The sequence below is a fragment of the Oligosphaera ethanolica genome (assembly GCF_030814695.1).
GTDB lineage: Bacteria > Verrucomicrobiota > Lentisphaeria > Oligosphaerales > Oligosphaeraceae > Oligosphaera > Oligosphaera ethanolica.
Genome location: NZ_JAUSVL010000001.1, coordinates 326,880 through 352,595 on the forward strand (window position 1 = coordinate 326,880; position 25,716 = coordinate 352,595).

Below are 25,716 nucleotides of genomic sequence, written 5' to 3' on the forward strand. Positions count from 1 at the left end.
ACTCTCAAGTCGGACCGGCACTGCCATGATAAAAGCCAACATAACAAAAATATGGATTGCGTTGCGACGTGCCACTCGCGTCGTCGCCGCTGACACCCCCGGGGCGCCGGCGTCCCTGCCGCTGTCAGTACCGGAGAACGCCAACCAGGGCGCTGCCGCAACGCCTGGGGCACGTGCCGCCAGCACTCCGATTGCTCCCCGCACGCTTACGCACGCCTTGCCCCGCCACTGGCGGCGGCTCAGCAAGCTCCTCCGCCTGAGCTGGTCCTTTCTACACGCAACCTACGATCGCAACACCTGCTGCTACGACGATGATGAGCACTTTCACTACCGTTCACGATTCTTCCTCGTCGCCGTCGTCATTATTGCCGCTTTTCTCGGCCTTGCCCATCATCTCTTCGGCCTCCAAATCAAACGCAACGCCGAACTGACCCAGAAAGCCGAAAGCATCTACACCGGCCGGCAAACGCAGAACGGCCAGCGGGGACGAATCTACGACGTCGCCGGCAATCTTCTCGCCGGCAACATCGTCACCAAGACGCTGTACGCCGAACCCCTGCGCTTCAAAAAGGGAACCCGCCCGGCCATCATCAGCCTGCTCGCGCAAGAACTCAATGCCCCCCCGACGCCGCTGGCGCGAAAACTGTACGAAGCAGCCACCACAGACTTCCAGTACTTCGTGGAAAGCTGCGTCGGTCCGGCCACCGCGGCAGCAATCAGCGAAAAACGCCTCCCCGGCGTCTTCATCACCGCCGCCGCGCCGCCGGCTGTGCCCGACAGCTATCAGATCAGCATCAAACCACGGCAAATCCCCCCGGAACGACGCGGCGAAGTCGTCGCCTTCCTGGCCCAAAAACTCAATGTCCTGCCCGTTGCACTCGAAGCCGGCATCGACAAGGCACTCAACCGCTCCCGCGAGATTGTCGTGCAACAGCATGTGGACATCAGTACCGCCACTAGACTGCAACAAACCATCAGAGAGAAACGCTATCATGGCCTACGCTTGAGCGATGCCGCCTACCGCAGCTACCCCGGCGAAGCACTTATGGCCAACTTGATCGGCTTTATGGATTACAACGACCGCGGCGTCAGCGGCATTGAGGAAATGATGGACAAATGGCTGCAGCCACGAAAAGGCGAAGTCATCTTCGAAAGAATCGCCCCCGGCCGCAAACGCCCCAACGGCAAGGAAATCATCATCCCGGCAGAAAACGGCGCCGATATTTATCTGACCACCTTCGCGCCCATCCAACAGATCATGGAGGAAGAGCTGTCCTCGCTGGTACAGGATTATCAGCCCCTGCGCGCCTACGCCATCATGACCGATCCGCGAACCGGCGCTATCATGGGCATCGCCCACTATCCCAGCTTCAATCCTAACGACCGCAGCACCATGGCCGACCCCATGGCCGTACAGCTGCACGCGCTCACCCTCGGTTTCGAACCAGGGTCGATCATGAAAGGCCCCAGCATCGCCTGCGCGCTCAACGCCGGCGTCTGCCGACTTGACAGCGTCTACTACTGTGAACGCGGCTACTGGATCTACGGCGGCCGCAGCCTGAAGGACAGCAGCGGCAGCCGCTACGAAGACATCAGCGTGGCCGAAATCGTCAAGAAATCCAGCAATATCGGCACCGCCAAAATCGCCCTGGACCTCGGTGAAGGCGGCCTTTACCAGGGGCTGAGCTCCTTCGGCTTCGGCCGCCGAACCGGCGTCGGCTTCTATCCCGCGCAAGGCGACCCCATCACTTTTGCCAAGGAAGCAAGCGGTTCGCTCCGTCCTTTGGAAAACTGGGATAAGCTGTCGGTCACCCGCTTCCCCATCGGCCAAGGCGTCCTCACGACGCCGTTGCAAATGCTCGAGGCATACAATGTCCTGGCCAACTCCGGTGTCATGATGCAACTCTACGTCGTCGACCGCATCGTCAAAGGCAACGTCATCACCCACCATGTCCCCCGCATCAAATCACGGCCGATCATGCCCGAAGCGGCAAGGGAAATCACCAAGGCGATGGCGCTGGTCACCGAGGCCGGCGGCACGGGCACCAAGGCCGCCGTCGAAGGCTTCACCGTAGCCGGCAAAACCGGCACCGCACAAAAGTGGATTCCTGCATCGGAAGGAGTCAAGGGACATTACTCACACAGCGAATACGTCGCGTCCTTCATTGGCTTCGTGCCGGCTGAGGCGCCGGCCTTCACCCTGATCGTCGTGGCCGACACACCGAAAAACCGCACCTACGGCGGTACTGTCTGCGGGCCGACCTTCTCGCGCATCGCTGAGCGCACCCTGAGTCTCCTGCAGATTTCGCCCCAGTCCTCGGACACGACGACGGCCCAGCAACAGCGTCGCGAAGGCGCCAACGACGCCACCGCCAAGACGCAGCAGCCTGCTGAGCGAGATCAGTTCTGAAGTCTTTGCATGTCCCTTCCCAACCCTCACCCGGGTCGTTTCATAACCATGACATGTCATCCCGCAGCCTATTACCGCGACGCCCTGGCTGATATGCTCCTAAGCAGCACAGGCCCCATGGACTGCGTCATCAGCAGCGTCAGTGCCGACTCACGCCAGCTGCAGCCCGGCGCCCTTTTCTGCGCCATCAAGGGTGAAAAGGCAGACGGGCACGACTTCATTCCCGCCGCACTGACCGCCGGCGCCACCGCCATCATGCTGGAGCGCCCCTGCGCGCTGCCGCCGGACATCGTTTCTTTTCAGGTCAAAGAGCCCTATCGCGCCATGGCCGTCCTCGCCGAAGCCGCCGCCGGCTGTCCCGGGCACGCCTTGCGCATCGTCGGCATCACCGGCACCAACGGCAAAACGACTTCGGCGTATCTTCTCCGGGACATCTTTCGCCAGGCGTCCTATCGCCCCGCTATGATTGGCACCGTGGTCTACGATCTTGGCGACGGCAATACCCGCAACGCCGACCGGACAACCCCTACCCCCTTCGAGCTCCAGGACCTCTTCACCAAGATCAAGAGAGCCGGCGCTGACCCGGTCGTAGTGGAGATATCCAGCCACGCCCTGGCACAACATCGCCTCGGCACTGCGGCCTGCGCTGCCACGCTCTTCACTAATCTCACCCGTGATCATCTTGACTATCACCACGATTTTGAGCAGTACTACCAGGCCAAAAAAATCCTCTTCACTACGGGTAGAAAACCCGACACGCCCATCATCATCAACACCGATGATCCCTACGGACGACGGCTGGCAACAGAACTCGACGACAAGGACGCACTGCTTACCTATAGCCTGCACCAAGCTGCCCAGGCAAAATTGCAGGTCGAAAACGTCGTGCTCGCGCCCGAGGGCAGCAGCTTCTGCATCTGCGGCAGCGACATCGCGGGCGTCTGGCGCCTCCGCACGCCTCTCCCCGGACTCTTCAACGTCTACAACGCCGCCGGTGCCGCCATCCTCGCCAAAGCCATGGGAGTGCCGCTGGACGTCATCACCCGCGCCCTCGCCAACTGCCACGGCGCCCCGGGCCGTATGCAACGCGTCAAAGACATCACCCGCTGTGCCGTTTTCATCGATTATGCGCACACCGACGATGCCCTCGCCAACGCCCTCGCAACCCTCCGCGCCCTGCGCCCAAAACGCCTCACGGTCGTCTTCGGCTGCGGCGGCAATCGCGACCGCAGCAAAAGACCGCAGATGGGCAAAGTCGCCAACGACTGCGCCGACCGCATCGTCGTCACCAGTGACAACCCGCGCGGCGAACCACCCCAAGACATCATCGACCAAATTCTCGCCGGCATCACCAACCATGAGAAGGTCCGCGCCATCTGCGACCGCCGTGAAGCCATTTTCCAGGCGCTGGACGACGCCGCCCCCGGCGACGTCGTCCTCATCGCCGGTAAAGGCCACGAAGACTACCAGGAAATCATGGGCGTCAAACACCCCTTCAGCGATATTGCTGTCGCCCAAGACTGGGCCGCACAAAACCAGCCGCAATAACCCGGTCAAGCACGCCGGCTCAGAATTCCTCAATCAGACCGATCAGACCAATCAGACCGATCAGACCGATCAAATCGACGATCCGTCCGATCCGTCCAATCCGTCCGATCCGTCCGCGATAAAAGACAGACGATCCGTCAGAACATGCGGCCCCAGCCGCCAGCGTCAGTATCTGCGCATGTGCAATATTCATGTCAGGCGCTGGAGCGGTCTTGCATCCGGTGCTAATGTAGGAAATGGCCCTTACCACACACTCATCCCCCTCACAACCTATCAGTTTCCCCGCAGCAAAAAGGTCCATCTGCCATGCGCATTCTCTATCTCGACATCGACACTTTGCGGCCTGATCACCTCGGTTGCTACGGCTATCACCGCGACACCTCGCCCAATCTCGACCGCATTGCCGCCGAAGGCGTGCGTTTTGACAACTGCTACACATCGGACGCGCCCTGCCTGCCCTCGCGTTCGGCGCTGATGACCGGCACCTTCGGCATCCACAATGGCGTCATCAACCACGACGGTTTCAATGCCGACTTCCGCCCCCAAGGCCGCTCCCGCGGCTTCCGCAGTCAGCTGAGCTTCGATACCCTGCCCGCCTATCTGAAAACCGCTGGTGGCCTGCGCACAGTGTACATCGGCGGTTTTGCCGAGCGCCATTCGTCCTTCCCCTACTACGCTGGCTTCCGGGAAATCATCGACACTGGCATGGGCGGTATGGAGTCGGCCGAGCATGTGACGCCCAGCGTCATGAAATGGCTCGACGACAATGGCGCCAATGACAACTGGTATCTCCACGTAAACTACTGGGACCCGCATACGCCCTACCGCGCGCCCGAGGAATTCGGCAATCCCTTCGCCGATCAGCCACTGCCCGCATGGATCACCCCCGAGCTCATCGCCCAACAGCGCCAGACCCAGGTCGGACCGCACGGCATTCTCGACATCAATATGTACGACGACAAGGAAAATCCGCGCTTCCCGCGACAGCCCGGCAAAGTCGAAAACATGGCCGACGCGCGCCGAGTAATAGACGGCTATGACTGCGGCGTGCGCTACGTGGACGGACACGTCGGCCAGCTGCTGGACAAGCTCGCAGCGCTGGGCGTACTCGACGACCTGGTCATCATCGTGAGCTCCGACCACGGCGAAAACCTCGGCGAAATCGGCATGTGGAGCGAACACGGCACCGCCGACCACATCACCTGCCGCATTCCCATGATCATCCGCTGGCCCGGCAAACAAGCCGGCACCGCCGAAGACGGCCTGCATTACAACATTGACCTGCTGCCCACGCTGGCCGATCTCATCGGCAAGCCCCCACGCAAATCTTGGGAAGGCCAGAGTTTCGCCGCCGCCGTGGACAAAGGCGCGGCCACTGGTCACGACGAACTGATTCTATCGCAGTGCTGCCATGGCTGCCAGCGCTCAGTACGCTGGGACAACTGGCTGTACATCCGCACCTATCACGATTTCTTCCACCTCTTCCCGCGCGAAATGCTCTTCGATCTGTCGGCAGACCCGCACGAACAACGCGATCTGGCCGCCGAACGGCCGGACATCTGCCGGGAAGCCGCCTACCGCTACCTGAACTGGCACGACGCCATGATGGCCACCCAGCCGGAAGGCTACTACCACGACCCACTCTGGGAAGAGCTGGCCAATGGCGGACCATGCCACGCCCATAACCACCTCGCCAAATACTGCCAGCGCCTGGAAGAGTCCGGCCGTGAATGGGCCATTCCACTGCTACGCGAACGCCACCCGGAAGAAAAATAGGCACTGGACAAACACGAAGGCGCCCCATGCCCCAACCGAATATCCTCTTCGTCTTCTCGGACCAACACCGCAAGCAAAATCTCGGCTGCTACGGCGACGCGCAAGTGCGCACGCCGAACCTGGACGGCTTGGCCCGAGACGGCCTGCGCTTTGAGCACTGCATCTCAAACGCACCGGTGTGCGTGCCCATGCGCGGATCGCTGCTCACCGGCTGCCACGCCTGGAAACACCGCGCCATCACCAACGACCTGCCCGTGGACCCGCAATGCGACAGTATCGCCCGGCACCTCGCAAACGCCGGCTATCACACCGGCTACATCGGCAAATGGCACCTCGGCGGCATCCCGCGCACCAAGGCCATCCCCGCCGGCGAACGCCTCGGCTTTCACGAATGGAAAGGCGCAAACTGCAACCACGCCTACAACAAAGGCTACTATTTCGACGAAGCCGAGCAACGACACGACATCCCGGGTTTCCAATCCGTCGGCGAAACCAACCTCGCCCTGGAATTCATCGACCGCAACAACGCCAGGCAACAACCCTGGGCGCTGTTCCTGTCCTGGAGCCCCCCACACGAGCCATTCAACGCCGTGCCCGAAGAGTACCTCCGGCTCTACGACCCGCAGTCGCTCGCCTTGCGACCCAACGTCCCCATAGAGCTGCAGGACCAGGCCCGCGTCTGGCTGCGCGCCTACTACGCGCTGATCACTCTCCTCGACGACCAGTTCAGGCGGCTGCTCGCGCGCCTTGACCAACTGGGAGTCGCCGACAATACGATCGTCATCTACACGTCCGACCACGGCGATATGCTCGGCAGTCACGGCCTGCGCAATAAGCAGCTGCCGCACGAGGAGTCCATCGCCGTGCCGCTGCTGGCGCGCTGGCCGGGGCATATCCCCTGCGGCGTGCGCGAACAGCTCTGCAGCCTCACCGACCTACCCGTCACCCTCGCTGCCTTGGCTGGCGCCACGCCATGGCCTAACTGCGATGGCCAGGACCTCAGCGCCATGTGGCTGAACAACGACAACGGCCTCGACGCCGCGCTCATCTACGATCTCGTGCCATGCCATCAGGCCGAAGATCGCGGCGCCAGCGAGTGGATCGGCCTGCGGACCACGCAGTGGACGTATAGCCAGGATGGCCACGGCAAACCTCAGGTCCTCTTCGACAACGCCGCCGATCCCATGCAACTGATCAACCTCGTTGACCAGCCCGCCATGGCCGGCGTTATCCGCGACCGCCAAAACGCCCTGCACCAGAAGCTCGCCAGCGCCGGCCCATACGCGTTCCGCCCCTGGCAACAGATGGTCCGCGAAGACGGCTTCCGCCAACTCTGGAACGACAGCCAGCTGCATTTCCACCGCCAGCCACTCCCCGACGAATCAGAACCACCAATGAACACCAATACACACCAATAAAAAAATCAAACGAGTTGCGCAGCCGTGGCTGGCGCAACTCGTTTATTAGCAATTATTTGTCTTTATTCGTGTTAATTCGTGGCCATTCGTGGTTCGTATTTTAGCGTGGGATGAGGACGCTGGGGTCGTAGTCAGCTGGCGCCTCATAACCCAGCAGGTTGATGCAGGTGGCGGCAATGGAGCTGATGCCCAGGCCCTCACGCAACTCAGCTTTGTACTCGCCCTGCCCGGCCGGATCATACACGATGCACGGCACGGGGTTCAGTGAATGGGCGGTCTTCACCTTGGTGATGCCATTCTCCATTAGGACGCTGCCGTCCTTCTTGTGCTCGAACATATCGTCGGCATTGCCGTGATCGGCGGTGATGACCAGCACGCCGCCGGCTTTGTCCACGGCCTTCTTGATGCGCGCCAGGCAGAGATCAACGCATTCCACGCCAATTTGCGCGGCCTGATAGACGCCGGTGTGGCCGACCATGTCGCCATTGGGGTAATTACAGCGGATGAAATCGTATTTGCCGCTGGCGATGCCCTTGACGACCACGTCGGTGATTTCGGCGCCCTTCATCCACGGCCGCTGCTCAAAAGGCACAATGTCCGACGGCACTTCGACGTACTCTTCGAGCTGGTCATTGATCTTACCCGAGCGATTGCCGTTGTAGAAATAGGTGACGTGGCCGTACTTCTGCGTTTCGGAACAAGCCAGCGTCCGCACTCCCAACGCACAGAGGAACTGCCCGGAGGTACGGTCAATAACGGGCGGGTTGGTCAGATAGCGCTTCGGCACATGCAAATCGCCGTCGTATTCCATCATGCCGGCATAGACCACGGCCGGCCGGCGCTTGCGATCGAAGCGCGTGAAGTTGTCCTCCTCAAACGCCGCCGTGATCTCAGTGGCGCGGTCGCCGCGGAAATTGAAGAAGACCACGCTGTCGCCGTCTTCGATAGTCCCCACGGGCTTGCCATTTTCAGCGATGACAAAAGCGCCGAGATCCTGGTCAATGGCGCCGGTATCCTTGCGCAAAGTAGTGATGGCCTCTTCCGCGTTGGCGAATTGGCGGCCTTCACCGAGTACATGCGTCTGCCAGCCGCGCTCAACCATCGACCAATCTGCGCCGTAGCGGTCCATGGTGATGAACATACGCCCGCCACCGGAAGCAATTCGGGCATCGCAGCCAACGCCGCGCTGCTGCGCCAGAAACTCCTCGAAGGGCCGCACGTAGTCCAGCGCAGATGTCTCACCGACATCGCGGCCATCCAGCAGGATGTGTACGCGGACCTTCTTCACGCCGTCCTTGACCGCCTGGCCAATCATGGCCTTGAGGTGGTCGATGTGGGAATGGACGTTGCCGTCGGAAAACAGGCCGATAAAATGCAGCGCGCTCTTCTTCGCCGCCGCGTTGCCGGCGACGTCCTGCCACGCCTGGCCAACAAACATCTGGCCGCTGTCAAGCGACGCGCTGACCAGCTTGGCGCCCTGGTCGAAAACCCGACCGGAACCAATGGCGTTATGCCCGACTTCGGAGTTGCCCATATCCGCGTCACTCGGCAGCCCCACCGCCTGGCCATGGGCCTTCAGACGCGTGTTGGGGCAATTGGCCAGAAACCAGTCCAGCGTGGGCTTATAGGCCGACGCCACCGCATCGCCCTCGCTGAATTTGCCAAAACCCACGCCGTCCATGATCACCAGCACGACGGGGCCTTTGCGCTCTTTCATCCAGGGGGCCTTCGGTAGTTTTTCCAGCATGGGTTCTCCTTATCTGATTTCAGTCACATGGCAGTTCGCAACAACGTGTACAGGCATAAACACAAAACGCCTAATATAAAGTGCCCACGGCCCATGACCAGCCGCCCAGACGCAGTTTATACCTACGCTGTAATCGGCCAGCCATTGATACTGGCCGGGACCGTGAGGAAGCCCGGGACCGTGGGGACCGGTTGGCAGCGGCGCGGTGGCGAGGACTCACGACTCATGAGGCATGATCCCATGGATTGGACTGTGGGGACTTTCGGGACTGTGGGGAATGACGCCTTGGATGCTGGGAACTGCTTGGCGGACGCTGGGGACTGCTTGGCGGACGCTGGGGACTGCTTGGCGGACGTTGGGAACTGCTTGGCGGACGCTGGGGACTGCTTGGCGGACGCTGGGGACTGCTTGGCGGACGCTGGGAACTGCTTGGCGGACGCTGGGAACTCCCTGGGAGCGCCGCCGTCCCGGCGGCATTTGAGCGCTGAAAAGAAAAGGCTCAGGAAAGCCTGGTATCAATGAGTGACCGACTACCGACACTGGACCGCAACGACCATAAACTGTATAATACCGTGGATCAAACTGGAGGCCCTCATATGACTGACTCTCCCGACAAAGCAGAGGTTCGCCGTGGTCTAGCCCGGATACGGGCGCTCCGCCGGCTTTTTCTGGGCATCCTTTTTGGCTACTTTCCCATTCTGGTGCTGTGCATGGCCCACATCCGCCGCAGCGGCCATTGGCACGCCCTGGCCGTGCCGCTACTGCTCTTTGTGGCCGGCATGGTCGTGCAGAAGATCCTACACGGCAGGCGCTGTCCGCGCTGCGGCGAGCTCTTTTTTGTCCAAACGGTAACCCGCACCAGCTACACGCCGGACAGCGCCTGGAGCTTCCCGCCCCAAAAGGCCTGCCAGAACTGCGGTCTGCGGCTCAACCACTGAGCCCCAAATAGCCATGCGAGCACGCGCGCTCCTTCGCGGGCACGGTGCCCGCAAAAACTAAAACGGCCCGGTGTTTGTCGAGCGAATCGACAGATACCGGGCCGCTATGGTCTTCAGAACGTACCGACAGAACACAATTTGATCTACAGCCACGAGCGCGCGCCGTCCTACTTCAGCACATCAACAATCAGCTTATTCCTGTCCGCCAGCATCTGGGCGGGCGTCATCCAGCCGACATGGCCGTCCATATAGAGGATATTCGTGCCCTTATTGTGGCGGCAATTGACGCCGATCTTGACATTGCTGGTCGGTGATATATCCGTCTCGCCAAAGGACAGCGACGTCGTCGAGTTACTCAGGGTCGTGTGTGAGTTTTCGGCCAGAAAGCATATTTCCGACGGCCGGATGATGCTGCTGCGGATATAGCCGTACTGATTGGTGATACGATAATTCGACGCGTAGGACACGGGCATGTAGAAATGCGACATGTCGGTACCCGAAGTCAAGATGATCCAGCTGCCGCCGACATTGCCCTCGTGGGCGTTGCGGGAGTCACTAGGGCACTGCAGCATCTTTTTGTCGCCGGCATATGTTTTCATCGCATAGCGCCAGGTGCCACGCCCGGCGTAGGCCGTACCGCCGATGGTCTCGCTGAAATTGAAATAAACATTGACCACTTGGTCGTCGTGGTCATTGGAGTACATATCCGCCGCCAAGCCGATTTGTTTGAAGTTCGACACGCAGGCGATGCTCCGCGCCTTTTCACGGGCCTTGCTCAATGCCGGCAACAGCATGGCGGCCAAAATGGCAATAATCGCAATCACAACCAGCAACTCAATCAGCGTGAAGACTTTCCGTGACATCACATCTCTCCTTTGGGAAAAACCAAACATCAGCCACCGACGCAGGGCGGCCCTCTTCTGGAAACATCTGCGCTACAGTATAGCAAAAGTATGCCGGCGTAACAAGAGCCGGTGACAGTTCCCTGAAATGGGTTCACACATTCCGGGAAAGGCGGGGGAGTGACGAATCAATGAGCAGCCTTGCCGACGCGGTTCGCTGCCGCTACTGCTGCGCTCGGGCGACACAGGCTATTCCCCGGCCACAGCGGGATAGAGCTCGGCGAAGACTATGGGCGTGCCGGCCGCATCCGTGCAGCGGGCGTAGAAACCGAAGCTGAGGGTGTCGTCCCGCAGCAGAATGCGCAACGAATTGGCCCCCGCCTGAAGTGGCAAAGTCAGCGTGTGTTGGTCAATACGAGCAATGCTGTTTTTGACGGGTCCGAAAAGCCGCTGGCCATTGAGTTCGACGCTGGCCTCGTGGTCAAAGCCCAGATGCAGAATGACCTCCTGGGCTTGCGCGCTTCTCAGCACGCAGCGTGCTTCCACCAGACAATGATCGACCTGGCCAAAGAGCTGGTCAAGATCGACATAGACTCCGCCGGCGCTGCGCAGCGGGCCGACGCCGGTCCGCCCCGCGCGGCCCTCAACCAGGCGCAGCTCCCAGTCGCGCAGCCAGGACAGACGCCATTGCTGCCGGCGAAACAAAGCCTCTACCTCGGCAATGCTCTCTTTGGGCGCCGGCCACGCCGCCAACCGCGTCTGGCAAAGCTGCAGTTCCTGCAGGTACTCGTGATCATCAGGCCAAAGGTCGCGCCGCAGATAGACGCGCAGCAGCTGCAGTTCGCCGTGGCTGCGTTCAATGAGCGACCACAGCTCCGCCTTCAGGCGCTGCTGCTCGGCAACGCGTGAGGACTCAGCCGCAGGCAGGCGTGCAATCTGGTCGGCCAAGGCATCATAAATGGTGTTCAGGAGCCGGCCGTAATCCGCAAAGGCCCGTCCCTGCCACAGCGGGCCGTAAATCGCATAGGCCCGCTTCTTCCATACATACCAGGGAATGGGCGCCGGCAACGGCGGATACTCCGGCAGGGTATACGCCGGCATGGCCAGCATCGCCCGCAAGCGCTGCAAGCTGCTGGCGCTGTCCAATTTTTCCTCCTTGCAGTCTAGCTGATAGCATATAAAGGCCAGCTGCACGCTGTCCGGAAAACGCCGGGCCAAGGCGCGGATGTCATCTGCGTGGGCGGGCAGATCGCCGTCGGCAAGCACGAAACCGAGGTACTCCACCGCATGCTCGCTGCGGCCCGTGCGTTCATAGCGCGCCCGCATCCGGACGCATGCCTCGGCACGCTGCTGACACAGCCAGTGGCAAAGAGCGATTTTGAGCTCGGTCAAATCACGGTCGGCGCCGGCGGCGATGGCCTGTTCATAAAAGTCGATCGCGGTCTGGCGCAGGACTTTCACCGAACGCGCTTGACGGAATTGCTCGCCCTTGTTGGCGACATAGGCCACGCTGCTGCCCGTGTCCTTGCGGAAAAACTCGTAAAAACCGTCGCTCTTGGCCATCGCATAGGCGTCACCCGCCTGTAGCAATATGGCCGAATCGTGCTCAAAGGCGCCCTTGGCCAGCATGAATTCCACTGCGGCCAGTTCAAAGCGCCGGGACTGGAGGTAGTTGAGGGCGTAACCCACATGCTCGGCGGCGCGTTTTGCCAGAGCGTCATCGCCGTTGCCTGCCCCGGCACTGTCAGCGCAACGCGTGCGCCACGGCACAAAAAGCACTCTGTTGGTCCGCGTTGCTCCTTGCCGCCAGCTGCCAAAGAGTCCACCGAGGATCGACCAGCCGCCATCGCCATTCTCAATGTTCGTCGCCGAGATAAAGGGCATGAGTTCCCACTCGCGGGACCAGCTGTGCTCTTCCCGCCGGTAGAGGCGATAGAGCACCGACCGGCTGCTGAAGCCATTGATATCACGATCATAACTGTTACTCAGACCGCCACCGAGACCCCACGCATGCACTTCGCCATGGCGTTCTTCCCGCTGGTAGAGCCAGGCCAAAATGGACAAGCGATGAAAATCGTCAGCTGTCATGCGCTCATAGTTGAAGAAGGGCCAAAGCGAACAGCTCAGCTGCTCGGCTGGCGGCTCATCCGAGCCCCGCTGTGCGGAACGATGTCGCCAGCGATAGAGCGGCAACCAACGTGCCGGGATGCTCAAGCGCGTTTGCTCAGTATGCGTCTGCAAGGGGCCCGCCTTGTATTCCCAATGGGCATAGCTGAAGGGCGGACAGAGAAGACGCAACTCCATGTCCTGCTCGCCACCGCTGTAATGCCACAGGGGGAAAAGCTGATTCATCCGCCATTGTACTGCCTCAGCATTGCTGCGCTTTTCTTGCCGATAGAGTCCGCACAGAACGTTGAGATTCCGATGCTGGAGCCTGTCCCCTCTTAGAGTCACATGGCTTGCCAGCAGCAGCGGTAACCACGTTGTTCCCCGCCACGTCGGCGCCCGATCGTCCTCATACACTAGCCAGTCGCTTTTCCGGCCCAACAAAGGGATAAGCCACCAGCTCTGCTGGCTATAGTCGGCACTCTCATACCAGCAGGGAAAAATCCAGCGGCTACGGCAATTATCCCGGCCCCAGTCCATCTCGCCAAGATCCGCAAGCGCGGCCTTGCTGCGCGGACTTGCCTGGCGCTGCCAATTGCCGTACAAGGGCGTCCACCAGCCATGGCGAATATGCTCAACGTCGCTGCGATAATAGAGCGGCGCCAGAAAGTCTGTCCGGCCGGACAATGCCCCTTCCCGCTCGGCATGATACCAGTATGGCGCGAGCCACAGCGTATGATCGTAGTCATCCCCGTCGCTGCCGGGTGTGGTAGCCACCGTGCCCTGCTTGCTGTGGAAGTAGCAGGGCAGCAGATAGCGATACCACGAATACCTGGCGGCCGGACGCTCCGGCTCGCGTTTTTCGACTTGGCTATCGCCCCAGCCCGCCAGAAGCAGATTGTGGCTGCGCCGTTGACTGCCATCACCGATGAAGCACCGCTCATAATAGGGCAAAACCAGCAACGACCGGTCGGTAAGCGCTATGCGGCTGTCAGCCAGCGCCATTTCGGTTCTGCGGCCATGCCAATACAACGGCAGGACGCTGTCAAGATCATAGCTGACACGCAACCCGGATTCCGTCTCTTCATGCCGTCGGCAGCCATAGTAGGGCAACAACCAGGTCCGGGACGAGCTGACGTCGCCGGCGACTTCGCTTCGGCGCTGGCGGTAATAAACCGGCGGCAGCGCTGCCCGAAAATGCTCCTCGATGGTTGTAGCGGCGCCAGCCACTGTGCCAACGTCCTGGCTGGCAATGGCCTTTTCCACCCGACGGTATTTCTGCCAATAGGGAAACAAATAGGTCGTCGTGCTGTGCAGCAACGTGTCATCACGATGCTGTAACGTGCAGTGGTAATGGCGGTCGGCCACAGGGAAAAGGCCGTAGCGGCGGCAGCTGTCCCGAGGCAATTCGCCATCACGAAAAACGCTGCGCCGATGCCGATAATAGAACAAGGCCATATTGCCCCAGCGATGCCAATGCCGACTGTCGTGATAAACGGAAATAGCCGGAAATAGCCCCCAGCTGTAAAAGTTGCTTTCGGGCGGAGCGTCATCCCACATCCCCCAGGCCAATGGCAAGAAAAAGTGCCGATGCTTATTCGTGGTCCAGTAGTTGTGGTTCAGCAAAGCTATGTTCAAATGGTGCTGAGAACCCCTGCGTCTGTAATACCACGCGGGGAGCAGCGCATTGACAAAGTGACGCTCATCCGAAGCTGACCAAAAAAACGGAAAAAGCCAGGCGTCGTGGCCGGCATCGCCGTCATAGCACCAGCCCGAAAAGGGCCAGAAGACATACGCCTGACTACGAAACTGCGAGGGAAAGCGCCGCTGAAAACTGACAATCTGATGGGCCGTGTAGGCATCGGTCGCCGTGCGCGCATAGAGCGGCCAAAAGACCTCCGTCTTGCTGCTCTTGGCAGTAACATCGGCCTTGTGGTAAAACAAGGGCCAAAGCCGCAAGTCCTGCGCCATGGCCGGCAAGACGATCAAACATACCCAAAACACAAGAAACTTTTTCATCGTTCATCTCCGATCATAGCTGCCACGCACCAGCCGACCGCTTGCTCTGACCACAACAAACACCCGCCAAGGCAAAAACATACCGGTAATCACGGCCGACATCAACCCGAGGCCGGGCAGCCGCCAGCCGGCTGTGCGCCCGGCGGCGTGAAAACCCACCCTTCGTCAGCGTGGTAAATCATACGACGAGATATGCCGCCGTCAGCCACGATGCACTGGCCGTTGATGAAAGACGCGTCGTCACCGCAGAGATAAAGGATCAGCCCGGCGATATCCTCCGGCCGGCCGATGCGACCACTAGGATGCTGCTGGCAGTCGGCCGCGTCGGGCAAGCCCGCCGGCGGGGCCTCGCGATACTCCCGGGTGTCGATCCAGCCCGGCGCAACACTGTTCACCCTGGCGGTGCCGGCGAAGCTCATGGCCAGCGCGTGGGTCAATGCCGTGATGCCGCCCTTGGCTGCGCTGTAGCTCTCGGTATTGCGCTGCGACTGAAACGCGCGCGTGGACGAGAGGTTGATGACGCTGGCGCCAGCGCGAAAAAGCTCCCGCAGCCGCAGGCACAGATAGTACGGCGCCACCACGCCTACGGCCAGCACCGCCATGAAGTCGTCCCAGCCGCACCCCGAAGCAATGCCGCCGGCACTCACACAGGCGTTGTTGATCAGGATGTCCACCGCGCCAAAGCGATCCCTGATCGCGTCGACGCAGGCGTCGATGCTGCTACGCTCGCAGAGGTCGCAGGGCATGAAAACCAGGCCCGGCCCGCATTGTTCTGCCAGCCGTCGGCCGGCCTTCTCATCACGGTCAAGCACCAGTACCTGTGCGCCAGCAGCCAGAAACGCCTCGGCCACACAACGACCAATGCCGTTGGCGCCGCCTGTAACGACCACGATTTTGTCCTTGTAACTCATATTACCAGCATCCTCTTCGTTATTGCTGACACGACGCATGAACCGCCATCGGCAATCGGTCACTCATTGATACCAGCGTTGCCACAGCTTGTTTTTCAGCGCTCACATGCCGCCGGGACGGCGACGCTCCCAGGCATCCCAGTCGTCGGTCAATCAGTCCCTTGAGTCCAATGCGTCATTCGCCACGGTCCCGAAAGTCCCCACGGTCCAATCCATGGGAACATGCCTTATGAGTCGTGAGTCCTCGCCCTAGTGCAGCGCCAACCGGTCCCAGGCGTCCCCTGCGCTCCGGCTGGTATCAATGAGTGAGCCATTACCTCCGTCGGGAAGTTCTACAGGGGCCAGTAGTGCGTTCAGCTCCCGTCGCCACTATAATGCCAATGTCCTGCAACGCAGGGGACGAGCAATCTTTCTCCCGCGTTTTTACTTCTTGCGCACTAGCAGAAAGCTATACGGCCCTATACTGTTATGCTTACATGCCTGCTATAAGCCATATGGGATCTCCCGGGCTTTCTTGTCGCCACGCCTTAGTCACGCGGGCAGCATTGACTGCGATAAGCAAGCGGAAAGGTGTTATGTCAAGCGATCGATTATGGTACCATATCGGCCTTGGAAAACACGGCATGCAACATGGACAAAAAAGCCATATTGGCATCTATGCGTTGCTCTCCGCACTAATCCTGCTCGCCGGCGTCATGTACAGCACCTGGGCCGCTGGCGAACACGACCGACGCGGGAGGGACCTCCACCTGCAACGGTCACGACAGCTTGCCGCCGCCGTCAACCCCGAAGTCGTCATGGCTCTCAAGGGGAACAGTAGTGACCTGCTCCTGCCGGAATACCACCGCCTGCGCGAAGAATTGCAGATCATCGGACAGGCCTTTCCCAAACTGCGCGCTATCTACCTCATTGGCCACCGTGACAACGGCGAGCTCTTTTATTACCTCGACAACCGCGACGACGACTCGCCACAACATTGCCCGCCTGGGACAGTCCTGACCGATCCCGACCGAGCCGTCGTCAACGCCTGCCAAAACGGCGCCGAGCTGGTAACTGGCCCGCACAATGGCCAGGACAAAACCTGGCTCGGCTGCCTGGTCCCCATCCTCGACCCACAAGATGGCCTGACCGTCTGCACGCTCGGCGTGGAAATCAAAACCCTGACCTGGCACCTGACTATCCTGCGCGCAGCCCTGCCCGGCGCCCTGGTTTGCGTACTGCTCATCGCCATGCTCCTCGGCGCCTGGCAACTGCAGGCCAGACGCCGGCATAACGCCCCCCATTGCCCGCTATGGCTCAAGGAGCTGGAGTGCATCCTCAGCATCGCCATGGGTATCACGCTATCGTCCTTCATCGCCTGGCATGTGCGCGATCTGGAAGAGCAACGACGCAGGCAGTCTTTCCGCCAACTCGCCGCAAGCTACACCAACGCCTTCGCCCGAAAACTCAGCTATGACGACTTCACGGAACTTGCAGGCATGGCCGATTTCTTCGCCAGCAGCGAAAAGATCAGCAAGGACGAATACGAAACCTTCACCAGCCATCTCGTCAAACGGTCCATGGTGCGGCTGTGGGGATGGGTCGATGTCGTCAAACAGGACCAACGCCTACCCTACGAAAGGCAACGACAACAGGATGGGCACAAGGACTTCGCCATTGTCGAGCCTGGCCCAGGCCGGCAAATCCTGGCCGCACAAACACGCGACTACTATTATCCCATTGTCTATTTTATGCCTCAAGCGGGCAACGAACTGGCGCTGGGCTTTGACATGGGATACGAGCCGCGGCGACGCGCAGCCATTGAAGAGGCGGGCCGCAGCCAGCTGCCGACGGCCTCCGCACCCGTTTATCACGGCTTCAAGCCCGATGCCATCAAGGGCTTCACCATCTTCCACCCGGTTTTCGCTGCTGACAACGGCCAGCGCCTCCAGGGCTTCGCTGCAGCGGCCATCCGGGTCGAAGCACTCTTCGGGCACGATCGCCAGAAACACGAACTGATGCAGCTTACCCTCGCCTACCTCCACCCCGATGCCACGCCGGAACTCGTGCTCAGCCGCGGCGAGGCGGCAACAGTCAGCGACGATTACTTGCAGGTACGCACAATGCTAGTTTTCGGCAGGGTGTACACCATCACCGCCCGACCCTCTGCCGCCTACATGGCCGCCCATCCCATCTGGAAAGCCTGGCTGGTATGGTTCACCGGCCTCGCCTTCACCAGCAGCATCGCCGTAATCGTCCGCATGCTCTGCCACCGCCGTCATGAGCTCGAAAGCATGGTCGCCGACCGCACCCAGAGACTCGGCATCACCGAACTGCGCTTCAACCAACTGCTGGCACAAAGCAACACCGTGCTCTGGGAATGCGATGCCGACGGCCGCTTCACCTACATCAGCCCCGTGGCCCGCGCCATCTACGGCCGCTCCCCCGAAGAACTGGTCGGCAAGCACTTCTTCTACAGTCTCCACCCACCCGCTGGCTACGAACGCTTCAAGGCGCAATCACAAGAGCTCTTCGCCAGCAAGAAGCCCTTCTTCGACATCGTCAATCCCATCCTCAAACCCAGTGGCGACATCATTATGGTCTCGACCTGCGGCATGCCCTTGTTCAATGACCACGGCGATCTCACCGGCTACTACGGCTGGGACCACAATGTCACCGAACGGGTGAAAATCTCCGAACAACTCAAGAAGAGCCAGCTGGCCGCCGAGGCCGCCAACCGCGCCAAAAGCGAATTTCTCATCAACATGAGCCACGAAATCCGCACGCCCATCAACGGGATCGTCGGCTGCAGTGAACTGCTCAAATCCTCCGGGCTCAATGACGAACAACATGACTACACCGACATCATCAGCGCCAGCAGTCAACAGCTGCTCATGCTCGTTAATGAAATTCTGGATTTTTCCCGCATTGAAACCGGCCACCTGATCTTGCAGGAGGAAAATTTCAATCTGCGGGCCATGCTGGAAGAGCTGTGCAGCAATCTGGCCCTGGCCATCAACAACAACGCCGTGGAACTGGCCTGCACCATTCCCCATGACCTACCCGTGCTCCTGCAAGGCGACGCCTTCCACCTGCAGCAGATCATCATGAACCTGGTCAACAACGCCCTCAAATTCACGGAACGCGGCGAAGTCGTCATCAGCGTCAAGGTCCTGCAGGAAAATGACGACGAGGCCACGCTGGAGTTCGCGATCAGCGACACCGGCGTGGGCATTGAGAAAAAACACCAACAACGCATCTTCGATATGTTCTTCCAGGGCGACTCGTCCATGAAACGGCGCCACGGCGGCGCCGGACTGGGCCTGAGCATCGTCAAAACACTGGTCGATCTGCTGGGAGGCAGCATCAGCTTCACCAGCGAACCTGGCCACGGCGCGCGCTTCGTCGTCAGTATCTGCATGAAAAAGCAGCAGCCGGCAGTACCGCCGCGCGAACCCCTGCCGCCCATACTGGCGGACCAGTCCGTGCTCATCGTCGTCGCCAATGTCCACGCGCGCCAAGCGCTTCATGATTGCTTGATCGCCAGGGGGCTGACCACAAACGCCGTCGCCGACATGGCCGCGGCCACCGCCGCACTCGACCAAGCCCGGCAAGACGGCCAAACCTGCCACCTCGCCATCGTCGACTACCAGTTTCTGGCCAATCATGACGACGGTGACCATGCCCCTGTAGACTCGCCCCCATGGGGTGACGTCGCCCTCGTCGTCCTCTGCCGGCTCCAGGAACGTCATAAAATCCAGCACTTCTTCGGGCCTGGCCCACGACAGGTTCTGGCCAAACCCGTGCGCTGTGGCGAGCTCTGGCAGGCACTGCTCAATGCCATCGGGCAGCAAAACGCGAAACGCGGCGCCAACGCCGGCTGCTCGGCGTCATCTGCCGCAACCGCACCGGCGCCATGCTGCACGCTGTCGGCGGAGCCAGCAGCCACATCGGCGCCATGCTGCACGCTGTCGACGGAAACAGCAGCCGCCAGCGCAGCAGACATCCTGCTGGTTGAGGACAACGTCGTCAATCAGAAGGTCGCCTTGGCCATCATGAAAAAACTTGGCTATGCCGCTGACGTAGCCGCCAACGGCCTTGACGCCATCAACTGCCTCAAACGCCAGCACTACCGCTTGGTATTCATGGATATCCAAATGCCCGAAATGGACGGCCTGGAGGCCACGCGGCTGATCCGCAACCCCAACACCACCGTGCTTGACCACGACGTGGTCATCATCGCCATGACAGCCCACGCCGTCCAGGGCTACCGCGAAAGCTGCCTGGGCTCGGGCATGAACGACTACGTCACCAAACCCATCACGCCGGAACAAATCCGCGCCATCCTCGAACGCTGGCTGCGCTAAAGGAAATGCGCCCCATGCTCTGCAGGTATGCCTGGCGATGGCCGCTTTAGCCAAGCAGCCGCTAGGAAGTGGGCATTTCTTCGCCGCGAAGCGGCAGAAGCGCTGAAAGCACGATCTATGATAGCCCAGGGCAAGCGACGCCGAAGGCGGAGCGTCGCCCTGGGTTAGACGCCACTCACGGTCGTGTTCCTCGGCCTCTTTGGCCCCAGTCGGCGAAGCAGACTGGAGCCAAAGAGGCAATGGAACTCAGCAACCACCGCTGTTCTTTGCACTGTTTCTCACCGGCAAAGACCAATTCGGGCGCCCTTCTAGTGCATCCGCGCCTGGGCTTTCTCCAGGCATTTTAGAGTCTTGTCGACGGTGGGATAATCGCGGAAGAGAAAAACGCGGTCGGCGAATGCTGGTTCTGTCTTCAGCTCCTCCTCCATGGTTGGGTCCTGCCGACAGAGCGACCGGTCCACGCCCAACAGCAGCGGCAGGGCCGGCTGCCGGCGCAGATAGTCCAGGCGTTCCCGCAGCGGCCCGGAATGCCAGCGGTGGAACAACTCCAGATGCATCAGCAAACCGTCGCTGTTGGCAAAACTCAGGTCGGGAAAAATCAGCTCGTTGCCCGGACCGGCCAGAAATGGCGTGTGCGTGACAATCGTCCAGGCGTTGACCGTGTCGGCAAAATGACGGTGAAAGAGCTTGATCTCATCCGGCACGTAGGCCGTAAAATTATGGTAGTGGTTGACCAAGCCGCTGCTTTCGTCCAGGACCAGCTCGCGCGTTCGGTCTTTCCACTCGACTTCCGTCCGCAGCTGCCAGCGGGCCAAGGCACAAACCGCCGGAAAAAAACAGGCCAGCTGCAGGCCATAGCGCTTGCTCTCCGTGACGATACTCGCCGGGCCCTCAATCCGCGCCCGCAACAGCGCGCCCTTGGCGAAAATGCCCGCTGCGGCAGAGTCCGTTGCGCCGTCGTCCGTCAGCGGCGATTCCTTGGCGGCGTCATCGCCATACAAGCGGCAGAGGAGGCGGAAGAATTTGAGGTACTTGAAAAGGCGACGGAGCTTGCTCGCGTCGCTGGCATCGACGCCGAGTTCCATCGCCGACGCCCGCACCAGCAGGCCCTGCACCAGCCCGCAATTGTAACGCTCCAGCAGCTGCCGCGCCGTCAGGTCCTTGAACGCGCGCAAGCGATCGTTCTCCGGCAAATCCGCGTAGAGCCGGTCTTCGGCCAGCAGCGGCTCTGCCGCAGCGACCAGGGCCAGACGTCGGCGATACTCGTCCTCCGTTAGGCGCTCCGAGCTGCGCAGTAACTGCGCGGCCTGGGCGAAGAGCCGACGGCGGGCCGCCGGGTAGTCGTAGTCGTCGCCGGTGGCAAATTCCGCCTGGTCATCGATGATTTTCTTCAGGCCTTTGGCCAGAATGACATCCCTGGCGCCTTTGCAAATGGGGTCGGTCATCTCGTCGATATCGCAGCGGCGCGGCCCGTCCGGCAGCCGATACGGCTCCAGCAGATCGCCGGCCAGGGCCAGCGCTTCGGGGTCGTCGACGGGCACGAACTGCGGTTTCAGGCGGCCGCGATCAATGCGACAGCGAATCAGGTCTTTCGTAAGCACGGTGTTGGCGTCTCCGGTTGCTGACGTAGCATTCAGCGGTGTCAGCACTGATCAGTTCATAAAGCACGGCTTGTTTGCCCGCCACTGGGCGCAGAATACGCCCGAGGCGCTGCACGTGCTCGCGGATGCTGCCGCTGCCGGACACCACGATGCCAACACTGGCCTCGGGCACATCCACGCCTTCGTTGAGGACCTTGCTGGTGACCAGCACCGGCAATTCGCCAGCACGAAAAGCCCCCAACAACTCCCGCCGTTCGGCGATCTTGGTGTGGTGGGTGATCACCGGCAGAACGAAGCGCTGGCCAATCTCGTAAGCCGTCTGGTTGTCAGCAGTGAAGATGAGTACCCGCTCGCCGTGGTGTTCCTGCAGCAACTCCCAGATCTGCCGCAACTTGGCCCGGCCAGCCTGCGCGATGTGCCGCTGCCGCAGAAAAGCCCGCAGGGCCTCACGGCCGCCGCGCTGGCGCGCACAGGCAATCAAGAATTGACTCCACCCTTGCGCACTGGCCAAGTTGATCCGCTGCGCACGAAGAAAATTCACATAGACGGCGCGGGTCGCGGCGTATTCCTCCGCCTCGTCGGGGTCCAACGTGACGCCCACCCGCTCCGTGCGGTACGGCGACAGGACGGCGCCCTCCATTTCATCGATGTCGCGCCGAAAACAAATCGTGCCAAGGAGCTCGTCGAGGACCTCATCTGCGCCGTCGTTGCGCTCGGGCGTCGCGGTCAGCCCCAGTCGGAAAGGGGCAATCGTGAAGCGCGCCAGCAACTGGTAGGCCGGCCCGGGAAGATGGTGGCATTCGTCTACGACCAACAGCCCAAAACGCTTGCCAATAAACTCCATCATTATGGCCGCTGAGTCGTAAGTGCTCACGGTGAGGTCGCGGATGTCCTTGCTGCCGCCGCCAAGCAGGCCAATGTCCTGCCCGAAAGCCGCCGCCAACTGCGACGCCCACTGCTCCATGAGATCAAGCGTCGGCACCACCACCAGCGTCGTACGCGACGCGCGCGCAATGGCCAGCTGGGCAACAAAGGATTTGCCCGTGCCCGTCGGCAGTACCACCACGCCGCGGCAGTCTGCCTGCACCCACGCGTGCAACGCGTCGCGCTGATAATCCCGCGGCTCGGGACCAGCATTCAGCTGCAGCGCGAGTTTGTCATAGCCCCGAGCCTGGTCATCATAGGCAACCTGCCGGGTGTGAAGCAAACGCACCACCGTCGCGTAGGCCATGGCCTCCGCGCGCCACGCATGTATGCGCTCGTCGTACTGACAGTGGTCGGAGAGGGGAAGATCAGTGTCTGCAGGTGCCGCCACAATCAGCGTGCCGTCCTGAAAACTCAGTTTGATGAGACTGTCTGCCATGCCTAGGCCAAGGGCAAGGCCGCGTCGACCTTGCACAGTTTGTCGTGAATGTCCAATATGGGCGACGACTGCGCGCCGCCAAGCTCCGTCACCAGACGGCAGACCGAATACTTGGCACTGCGCTCGTTGTAGGTCTGTATCCACGTGGCCATGCGCGCCGCATCAGCGGCGCTATAGGGGAAACGCACGCCAGCCGGATACGCCAGCCGCAGGCGCGCGGGCTTCGGCGTCAAGCGCGCCCGAAAGCAATTCTGCTGATGACACAGCAAGGCGTAGCGTTCATCCACCGCAAAAGCCTTGCATAACTCGTCCATATACGCCGATTGCGGCGGTATCTTGGCGCCACCAACCACCACCCGCAAACCCTGCTTGGTCTCATAAATGCGGTAGCGCAAATGCGAGAAGGCCGACAGCCGCGCCGCCAACAATACACGATCTAGCGCTTTCTGGCGCAACGTCGCGGCATCGCCGGAGGCTTTCCCCGAATACGCAATGGCCAAAAAAAAACGCGAAAAAATGGATGGCAACGGCAAGGGCGCACTGAAATCAATGTCCAGAAAAACGTGGTCTTCGGAATTCAACACCAGCGCGCCATAGCGATTGCGGGTAATGACGTTGTGCTCGTCAAGCACTTTGACGACTTCTTCGCAAATCGGCCGCTGGTACTCATCGCCGGCAGTGGCGCCTTCCGCGAAAAACGCCTTGATCTGCTGACGGCGCGCGTCGCTGAGCGAATCAGCATGGCGACGCATTTCCGCCAAATAGAGAAAGCGCTGGTCCAGTTTTTGCTTGGCGTCATCGACTGAGATATCCGAACCAGCGCGGCTCGTGATGGCCACGCGGTCAATCCTGCGAGTTTCCTGGCACCAGTACGTAAAAACTTTCACTGCAGCCCCTTCCCCACCGGCAGCCTTACTTTCACCACGAGCCGGGGTTCAGCAATCATGCCGAACCCATCGCCCTGTCCTGCGCTTATTTTTCGCGCTGCACCAGAATGATCTCATACTGCAGCCGCTTGCCCGTGACATGAACCAGATCGGGCGCATTGGGCTGGGGCAGGTACGGCGACACCAAGGCCCAATGGCCATCGCCAAGTCTGTCAACCAACTGCTGTAACTCGCCATCCGTCAAGAGCAACACGGCCTTCAGCCGACCCCGTTCGTCGTCATTTGACCAGGCCACGGGTGCTTGCATGGCCGTGCTGGCATCAGCCAGGCGCTTGCGGCTCCGGGCCAAATCGTCCACTGTCCACACATGGCGAACCGTGTCAGGAAGCAGATATTTCACCGCAGCGGCCGGCGCCGCCTGGGCTTTTTGGGCCATGCGACTCACCGTGCGCAGATCTTGCGAATTAACACTCCCCGACAACTTGCCCCGTTCGTAGAGCGCCCCCGTAGCACTGGCACCGTCTTCAGCGGGCGGCGATACGGGAACAGCCGTTGCGGCTTCAGCAAACAAGGGCCCGGCTGCAGCGGGAAGCATGGCCGGGGTAGCCGAGTCCTGCGGCGCGCTAGCCACAAAGCTGTCGCCACTGCCGGAGGTGCTGACATTGACCGCAGTCAGGCCGGCAAAAGCCAGCACAGCTGCGGCAATTCCCGCCTTGCCCCAGCCACTACGCCACCACGGGAAAGGCCGTATGGTCTCGTGGGCGTTGGCATCCTGGCAGGCGGCAATGATGCGATCTGCCAAACCCGCAGGGGGCGCAACCGCAACTTCAATCGCCTGATCAAGCCGCTGGTAAGCCGCCACCTTGTTGCGGCACGCTGCGCATTCCTTCAAGTGACTGGCCACCAAGTCCCATTGGGGCTGACTTAGGTCGGCCACCGTCAAATCCAAAAACTGGCTTAGCTGTTCAACACTCGGACAGGTGCTCTTCGACGAGGCAGTAATCATACTCATTTTCCTTGACAACGACTCAATCAGACATCCGTCACCAGGGCCAGCAGCCAAGCCAGTCAGGCGCTGAGCTCGTCATGAGCCCACGGACCACAGCCGCTGCAGAACGCCGTAAATGTCGTAATGGCATACCTGCAGCCGCTACTGACTTAGAGCCCTAGTTTTTGCCGGAGTTCCTCACGACCACGCGCAATCCGCGATTTTATGGTCCCCAGTTTGCAATTCAGGGTCTGCGCGATGTCCTCATAGCTCATATCTTTGATATTACGGAGGATAAGCGCCTGCCGGTAGAGCTCCGGCAGCTTCTGCAATTCCTTCATGGTAGTGCGCTCGAGCTCCTCGTACACCGATTTGGCATCGGGCGCCATCTCCTGGTCCGGCAAGTCCATGTAACGTTCATCGCCGTCTTCACTGCCATTCAACGGCGCGTCAATACTCATGTTCTTCTGACTGCCCCGGCTTTTGTTCCAGCGGTACTTGTTCTTGGCCAAATTGGTGGCAATGCGGTACATCCATGTCGTGAACTCGGCGTCACCGCGGAAATTGTGCAGGGCCCGATAGATTCTGACAAAGACGTCCTGGGCCACTTCCTCCGCATCTTCGCGGTTGCCCAGGATTCCATAGGCAATCTGGTAGGCCTTGCCGGAATGACGTTCCACCAGCTGGTTGAAAGCCGCCTGGTCGCCAGCCTTGAAACGCTCTATCAGTGTGCTATCGTCGCTCATCGTGCCCTTTGCTATCTTCACTATGACTCCGTACCCGCCTTCGGACCGCGCCTTAACATGCGCCCCCCAA

The 25,716-nt window shown here is 60.7% G+C and carries 16 protein-coding genes; 6 read left to right on the forward strand and 10 right to left on the reverse strand.

Going from position 1 to position 25,716, the window contains the following annotated elements; genetic code table 11:
• Positions 1-25 precede the first annotated feature (25 nt).
• Together J3R75_RS01175 and J3R75_RS01180 are read left to right on the forward strand one after the other, a co-directional pair.
• The gene (locus J3R75_RS01175) at positions 26-2,410 is read left to right on the forward strand and encodes a peptidoglycan D,D-transpeptidase FtsI family protein (RefSeq protein ID WP_307259365.1); all 2,385 of its coding nucleotides are present in this window, start codon (positions 26-28) and stop codon (positions 2,408-2,410) included.
• Positions 2,411-2,458: 48 nt separating this feature from the next.
• A complete protein-coding gene (locus J3R75_RS01180) occupies positions 2,459-3,958 on the forward strand; it encodes a UDP-N-acetylmuramoyl-L-alanyl-D-glutamate--2,6-diaminopimelate ligase (RefSeq protein ID WP_307259367.1) in 1,500 nt (499 codons plus the stop codon).
• 19 nt (positions 3,959-3,977) lie between these two features.
• Here the strand turns inward: J3R75_RS01180 and J3R75_RS01185 are convergent, their stop codons facing one another.
• The gene (locus J3R75_RS01185; RefSeq protein ID WP_307259369.1) at positions 3,978-4,151 is read right to left on the reverse strand and encodes a hypothetical protein; all 174 of its coding nucleotides are present in this window, start codon (positions 4,149-4,151) and stop codon (positions 3,978-3,980) included.
• A gap of 113 nt (positions 4,152-4,264) precedes the next feature.
• Between J3R75_RS01185 and J3R75_RS01190 the strand changes: the two genes are divergently transcribed.
• Together J3R75_RS01190 and J3R75_RS01195 are read left to right on the forward strand one after the other, a co-directional pair.
• The gene (locus tag J3R75_RS01190) at positions 4,265-5,734 is read left to right on the forward strand and encodes a sulfatase family protein (protein WP_307259371.1); all 1,470 of its coding nucleotides are present in this window, start codon (positions 4,265-4,267) and stop codon (positions 5,732-5,734) included.
• 26 nt (positions 5,735-5,760) lie between these two features.
• Entirely contained in the window at positions 5,761-7,152 is a 1,392-nt protein-coding gene (locus J3R75_RS01195; protein ID WP_307259373.1) for a sulfatase family protein, read from the forward strand.
• A 100-nt stretch (positions 7,153-7,252) separates the two neighbouring features.
• On the opposite strand, the gene gpmI is transcribed toward J3R75_RS01195, so the two are convergent.
• A complete protein-coding gene (gene gpmI / locus J3R75_RS01200) occupies positions 7,253-8,899 on the reverse strand; it encodes a 2,3-bisphosphoglycerate-independent phosphoglycerate mutase (RefSeq protein WP_307259376.1) in 1,647 nt (548 codons plus the stop codon).
• A gap of 596 nt (positions 8,900-9,495) precedes the next feature.
• Here gpmI and J3R75_RS01205 point away from each other — a divergent pair.
• On the forward strand, positions 9,496-9,837 hold the full coding sequence (locus J3R75_RS01205; RefSeq protein WP_307259378.1) for a hypothetical protein: 342 nt from the start codon (positions 9,496-9,498) through the stop codon (positions 9,835-9,837).
• Positions 9,838-10,004: 167 nt separating this feature from the next.
• On the opposite strand, the gene J3R75_RS01210 is transcribed toward J3R75_RS01205, so the two are convergent.
• The 3 genes from J3R75_RS01210 to J3R75_RS01220 form a co-directional block, all read right to left on the reverse strand.
• Positions 10,005-10,700 carry a DUF1559 family PulG-like putative transporter gene (locus J3R75_RS01210; protein WP_307259380.1) on the reverse strand — a complete coding sequence of 232 codons (696 nt, stop codon included), beginning with the start codon at positions 10,698-10,700 and terminating at the stop codon, positions 10,005-10,007.
• A gap of 228 nt (positions 10,701-10,928) precedes the next feature.
• On the reverse strand, positions 10,929-14,804 hold the full coding sequence (locus J3R75_RS01215; protein ID WP_307259382.1) for a hypothetical protein: 3,876 nt from the start codon (positions 14,802-14,804) through the stop codon (positions 10,929-10,931).
• A gap of 101 nt (positions 14,805-14,905) precedes the next feature.
• Positions 14,906-15,715 carry an SDR family oxidoreductase gene (locus J3R75_RS01220; RefSeq protein ID WP_307259384.1) on the reverse strand — a complete coding sequence of 270 codons (810 nt, stop codon included), beginning with the start codon at positions 15,713-15,715 and terminating at the stop codon, positions 14,906-14,908.
• Between the two features lie 623 nt (positions 15,716-16,338).
• On the opposite strand from J3R75_RS01220, the gene J3R75_RS01225 reads away from it, so the two are divergent.
• On the forward strand, positions 16,339-20,061 hold the full coding sequence (locus J3R75_RS01225) for a PAS domain-containing hybrid sensor histidine kinase/response regulator (protein ID WP_307259386.1): 3,723 nt from the start codon (positions 16,339-16,341) through the stop codon (positions 20,059-20,061).
• Between the two features lie 308 nt (positions 20,062-20,369).
• On the opposite strand, the gene J3R75_RS01230 is transcribed toward J3R75_RS01225, so the two are convergent.
• From J3R75_RS01230 to J3R75_RS01250, 5 genes are all read right to left on the reverse strand, one after another.
• Entirely contained in the window at positions 20,370-21,662 is a 1,293-nt protein-coding gene (locus tag J3R75_RS01230; protein ID WP_307259387.1) for a DUF790 family protein, read from the reverse strand.
• Positions 21,628-23,025, reverse strand: a complete 1,398-nt coding sequence (locus J3R75_RS01235; RefSeq protein ID WP_307259389.1) for a DEAD/DEAH box helicase family protein — start codon at positions 23,023-23,025, stop codon at positions 21,628-21,630. Before J3R75_RS01235 ends, J3R75_RS01230 begins: the two co-directional genes overlap by 35 nt.
• Positions 23,026-23,027: 2 nt before the next feature.
• Positions 23,028-23,912 carry a hypothetical protein gene (locus J3R75_RS01240; RefSeq protein ID WP_307259391.1) on the reverse strand — a complete coding sequence of 295 codons (885 nt, stop codon included), beginning with the start codon at positions 23,910-23,912 and terminating at the stop codon, positions 23,028-23,030.
• 85 nt (positions 23,913-23,997) lie between these two features.
• Complete coding sequence (locus tag J3R75_RS01245) at positions 23,998-24,918, reverse strand: anti-sigma factor family protein (protein ID WP_307259393.1); 921 nt, start codon at positions 24,916-24,918, stop codon at positions 23,998-24,000.
• Between the two features lie 152 nt (positions 24,919-25,070).
• The gene (locus J3R75_RS01250; RefSeq protein ID WP_307259395.1) at positions 25,071-25,667 is read right to left on the reverse strand and encodes an RNA polymerase sigma factor; all 597 of its coding nucleotides are present in this window, start codon (positions 25,665-25,667) and stop codon (positions 25,071-25,073) included.
• Positions 25,668-25,716: the final 49 nt, after the last annotated feature.

Excerpts from the sequence above, each read along its gene's own strand:
- J3R75_RS01220 (WP_307259384.1), bottom strand. The coding sequence starts at position 15,715 with ATGAGTTACAAGGACAAAATCGTGGTCGTTACAGGCGGCGCCAACGGC.
- J3R75_RS01235 (WP_307259389.1), bottom strand. The coding sequence starts at position 23,025 with ATGGCAGACAGTCTCATCAAACTGAGTTTTCAGGACGGCACGCTGATT.
- J3R75_RS01180 (WP_307259367.1), top strand. The coding sequence starts at position 2,459 with ATGACATGTCATCCCGCAGCCTATTACCGCGACGCCCTGGCTGATATG.
- J3R75_RS01210 (WP_307259380.1), bottom strand. The coding sequence starts at position 10,700 with ATGTCACGGAAAGTCTTCACGCTGATTGAGTTGCTGGTTGTGATTGCG.
- J3R75_RS01185 (WP_307259369.1), bottom strand. The coding sequence starts at position 4,151 with ATGAATATTGCACATGCGCAGATACTGACGCTGGCGGCTGGGGCCGCA.
- J3R75_RS01205 (WP_307259378.1), top strand. The coding sequence starts at position 9,496 with ATGACTGACTCTCCCGACAAAGCAGAGGTTCGCCGTGGTCTAGCCCGG.
- J3R75_RS01245 (WP_307259393.1), bottom strand. The coding sequence starts at position 24,918 with ATGATTACTGCCTCGTCGAAGAGCACCTGTCCGAGTGTTGAACAGCTA.
- J3R75_RS01190 (WP_307259371.1), top strand. The coding sequence starts at position 4,265 with ATGCGCATTCTCTATCTCGACATCGACACTTTGCGGCCTGATCACCTC.
- J3R75_RS01175 (WP_307259365.1), top strand. The coding sequence starts at position 26 with ATGATAAAAGCCAACATAACAAAAATATGGATTGCGTTGCGACGTGCC.
- J3R75_RS01195 (WP_307259373.1), top strand. The coding sequence starts at position 5,761 with ATGCCCCAACCGAATATCCTCTTCGTCTTCTCGGACCAACACCGCAAG.
- gpmI (WP_307259376.1), bottom strand. The coding sequence starts at position 8,899 with ATGCTGGAAAAACTACCGAAGGCCCCCTGGATGAAAGAGCGCAAAGGC.
- J3R75_RS01215 (WP_307259382.1), bottom strand. The coding sequence starts at position 14,804 with ATGAAAAAGTTTCTTGTGTTTTGGGTATGTTTGATCGTCTTGCCGGCC.
- J3R75_RS01225 (WP_307259386.1), top strand. The coding sequence starts at position 16,339 with ATGCAACATGGACAAAAAAGCCATATTGGCATCTATGCGTTGCTCTCC.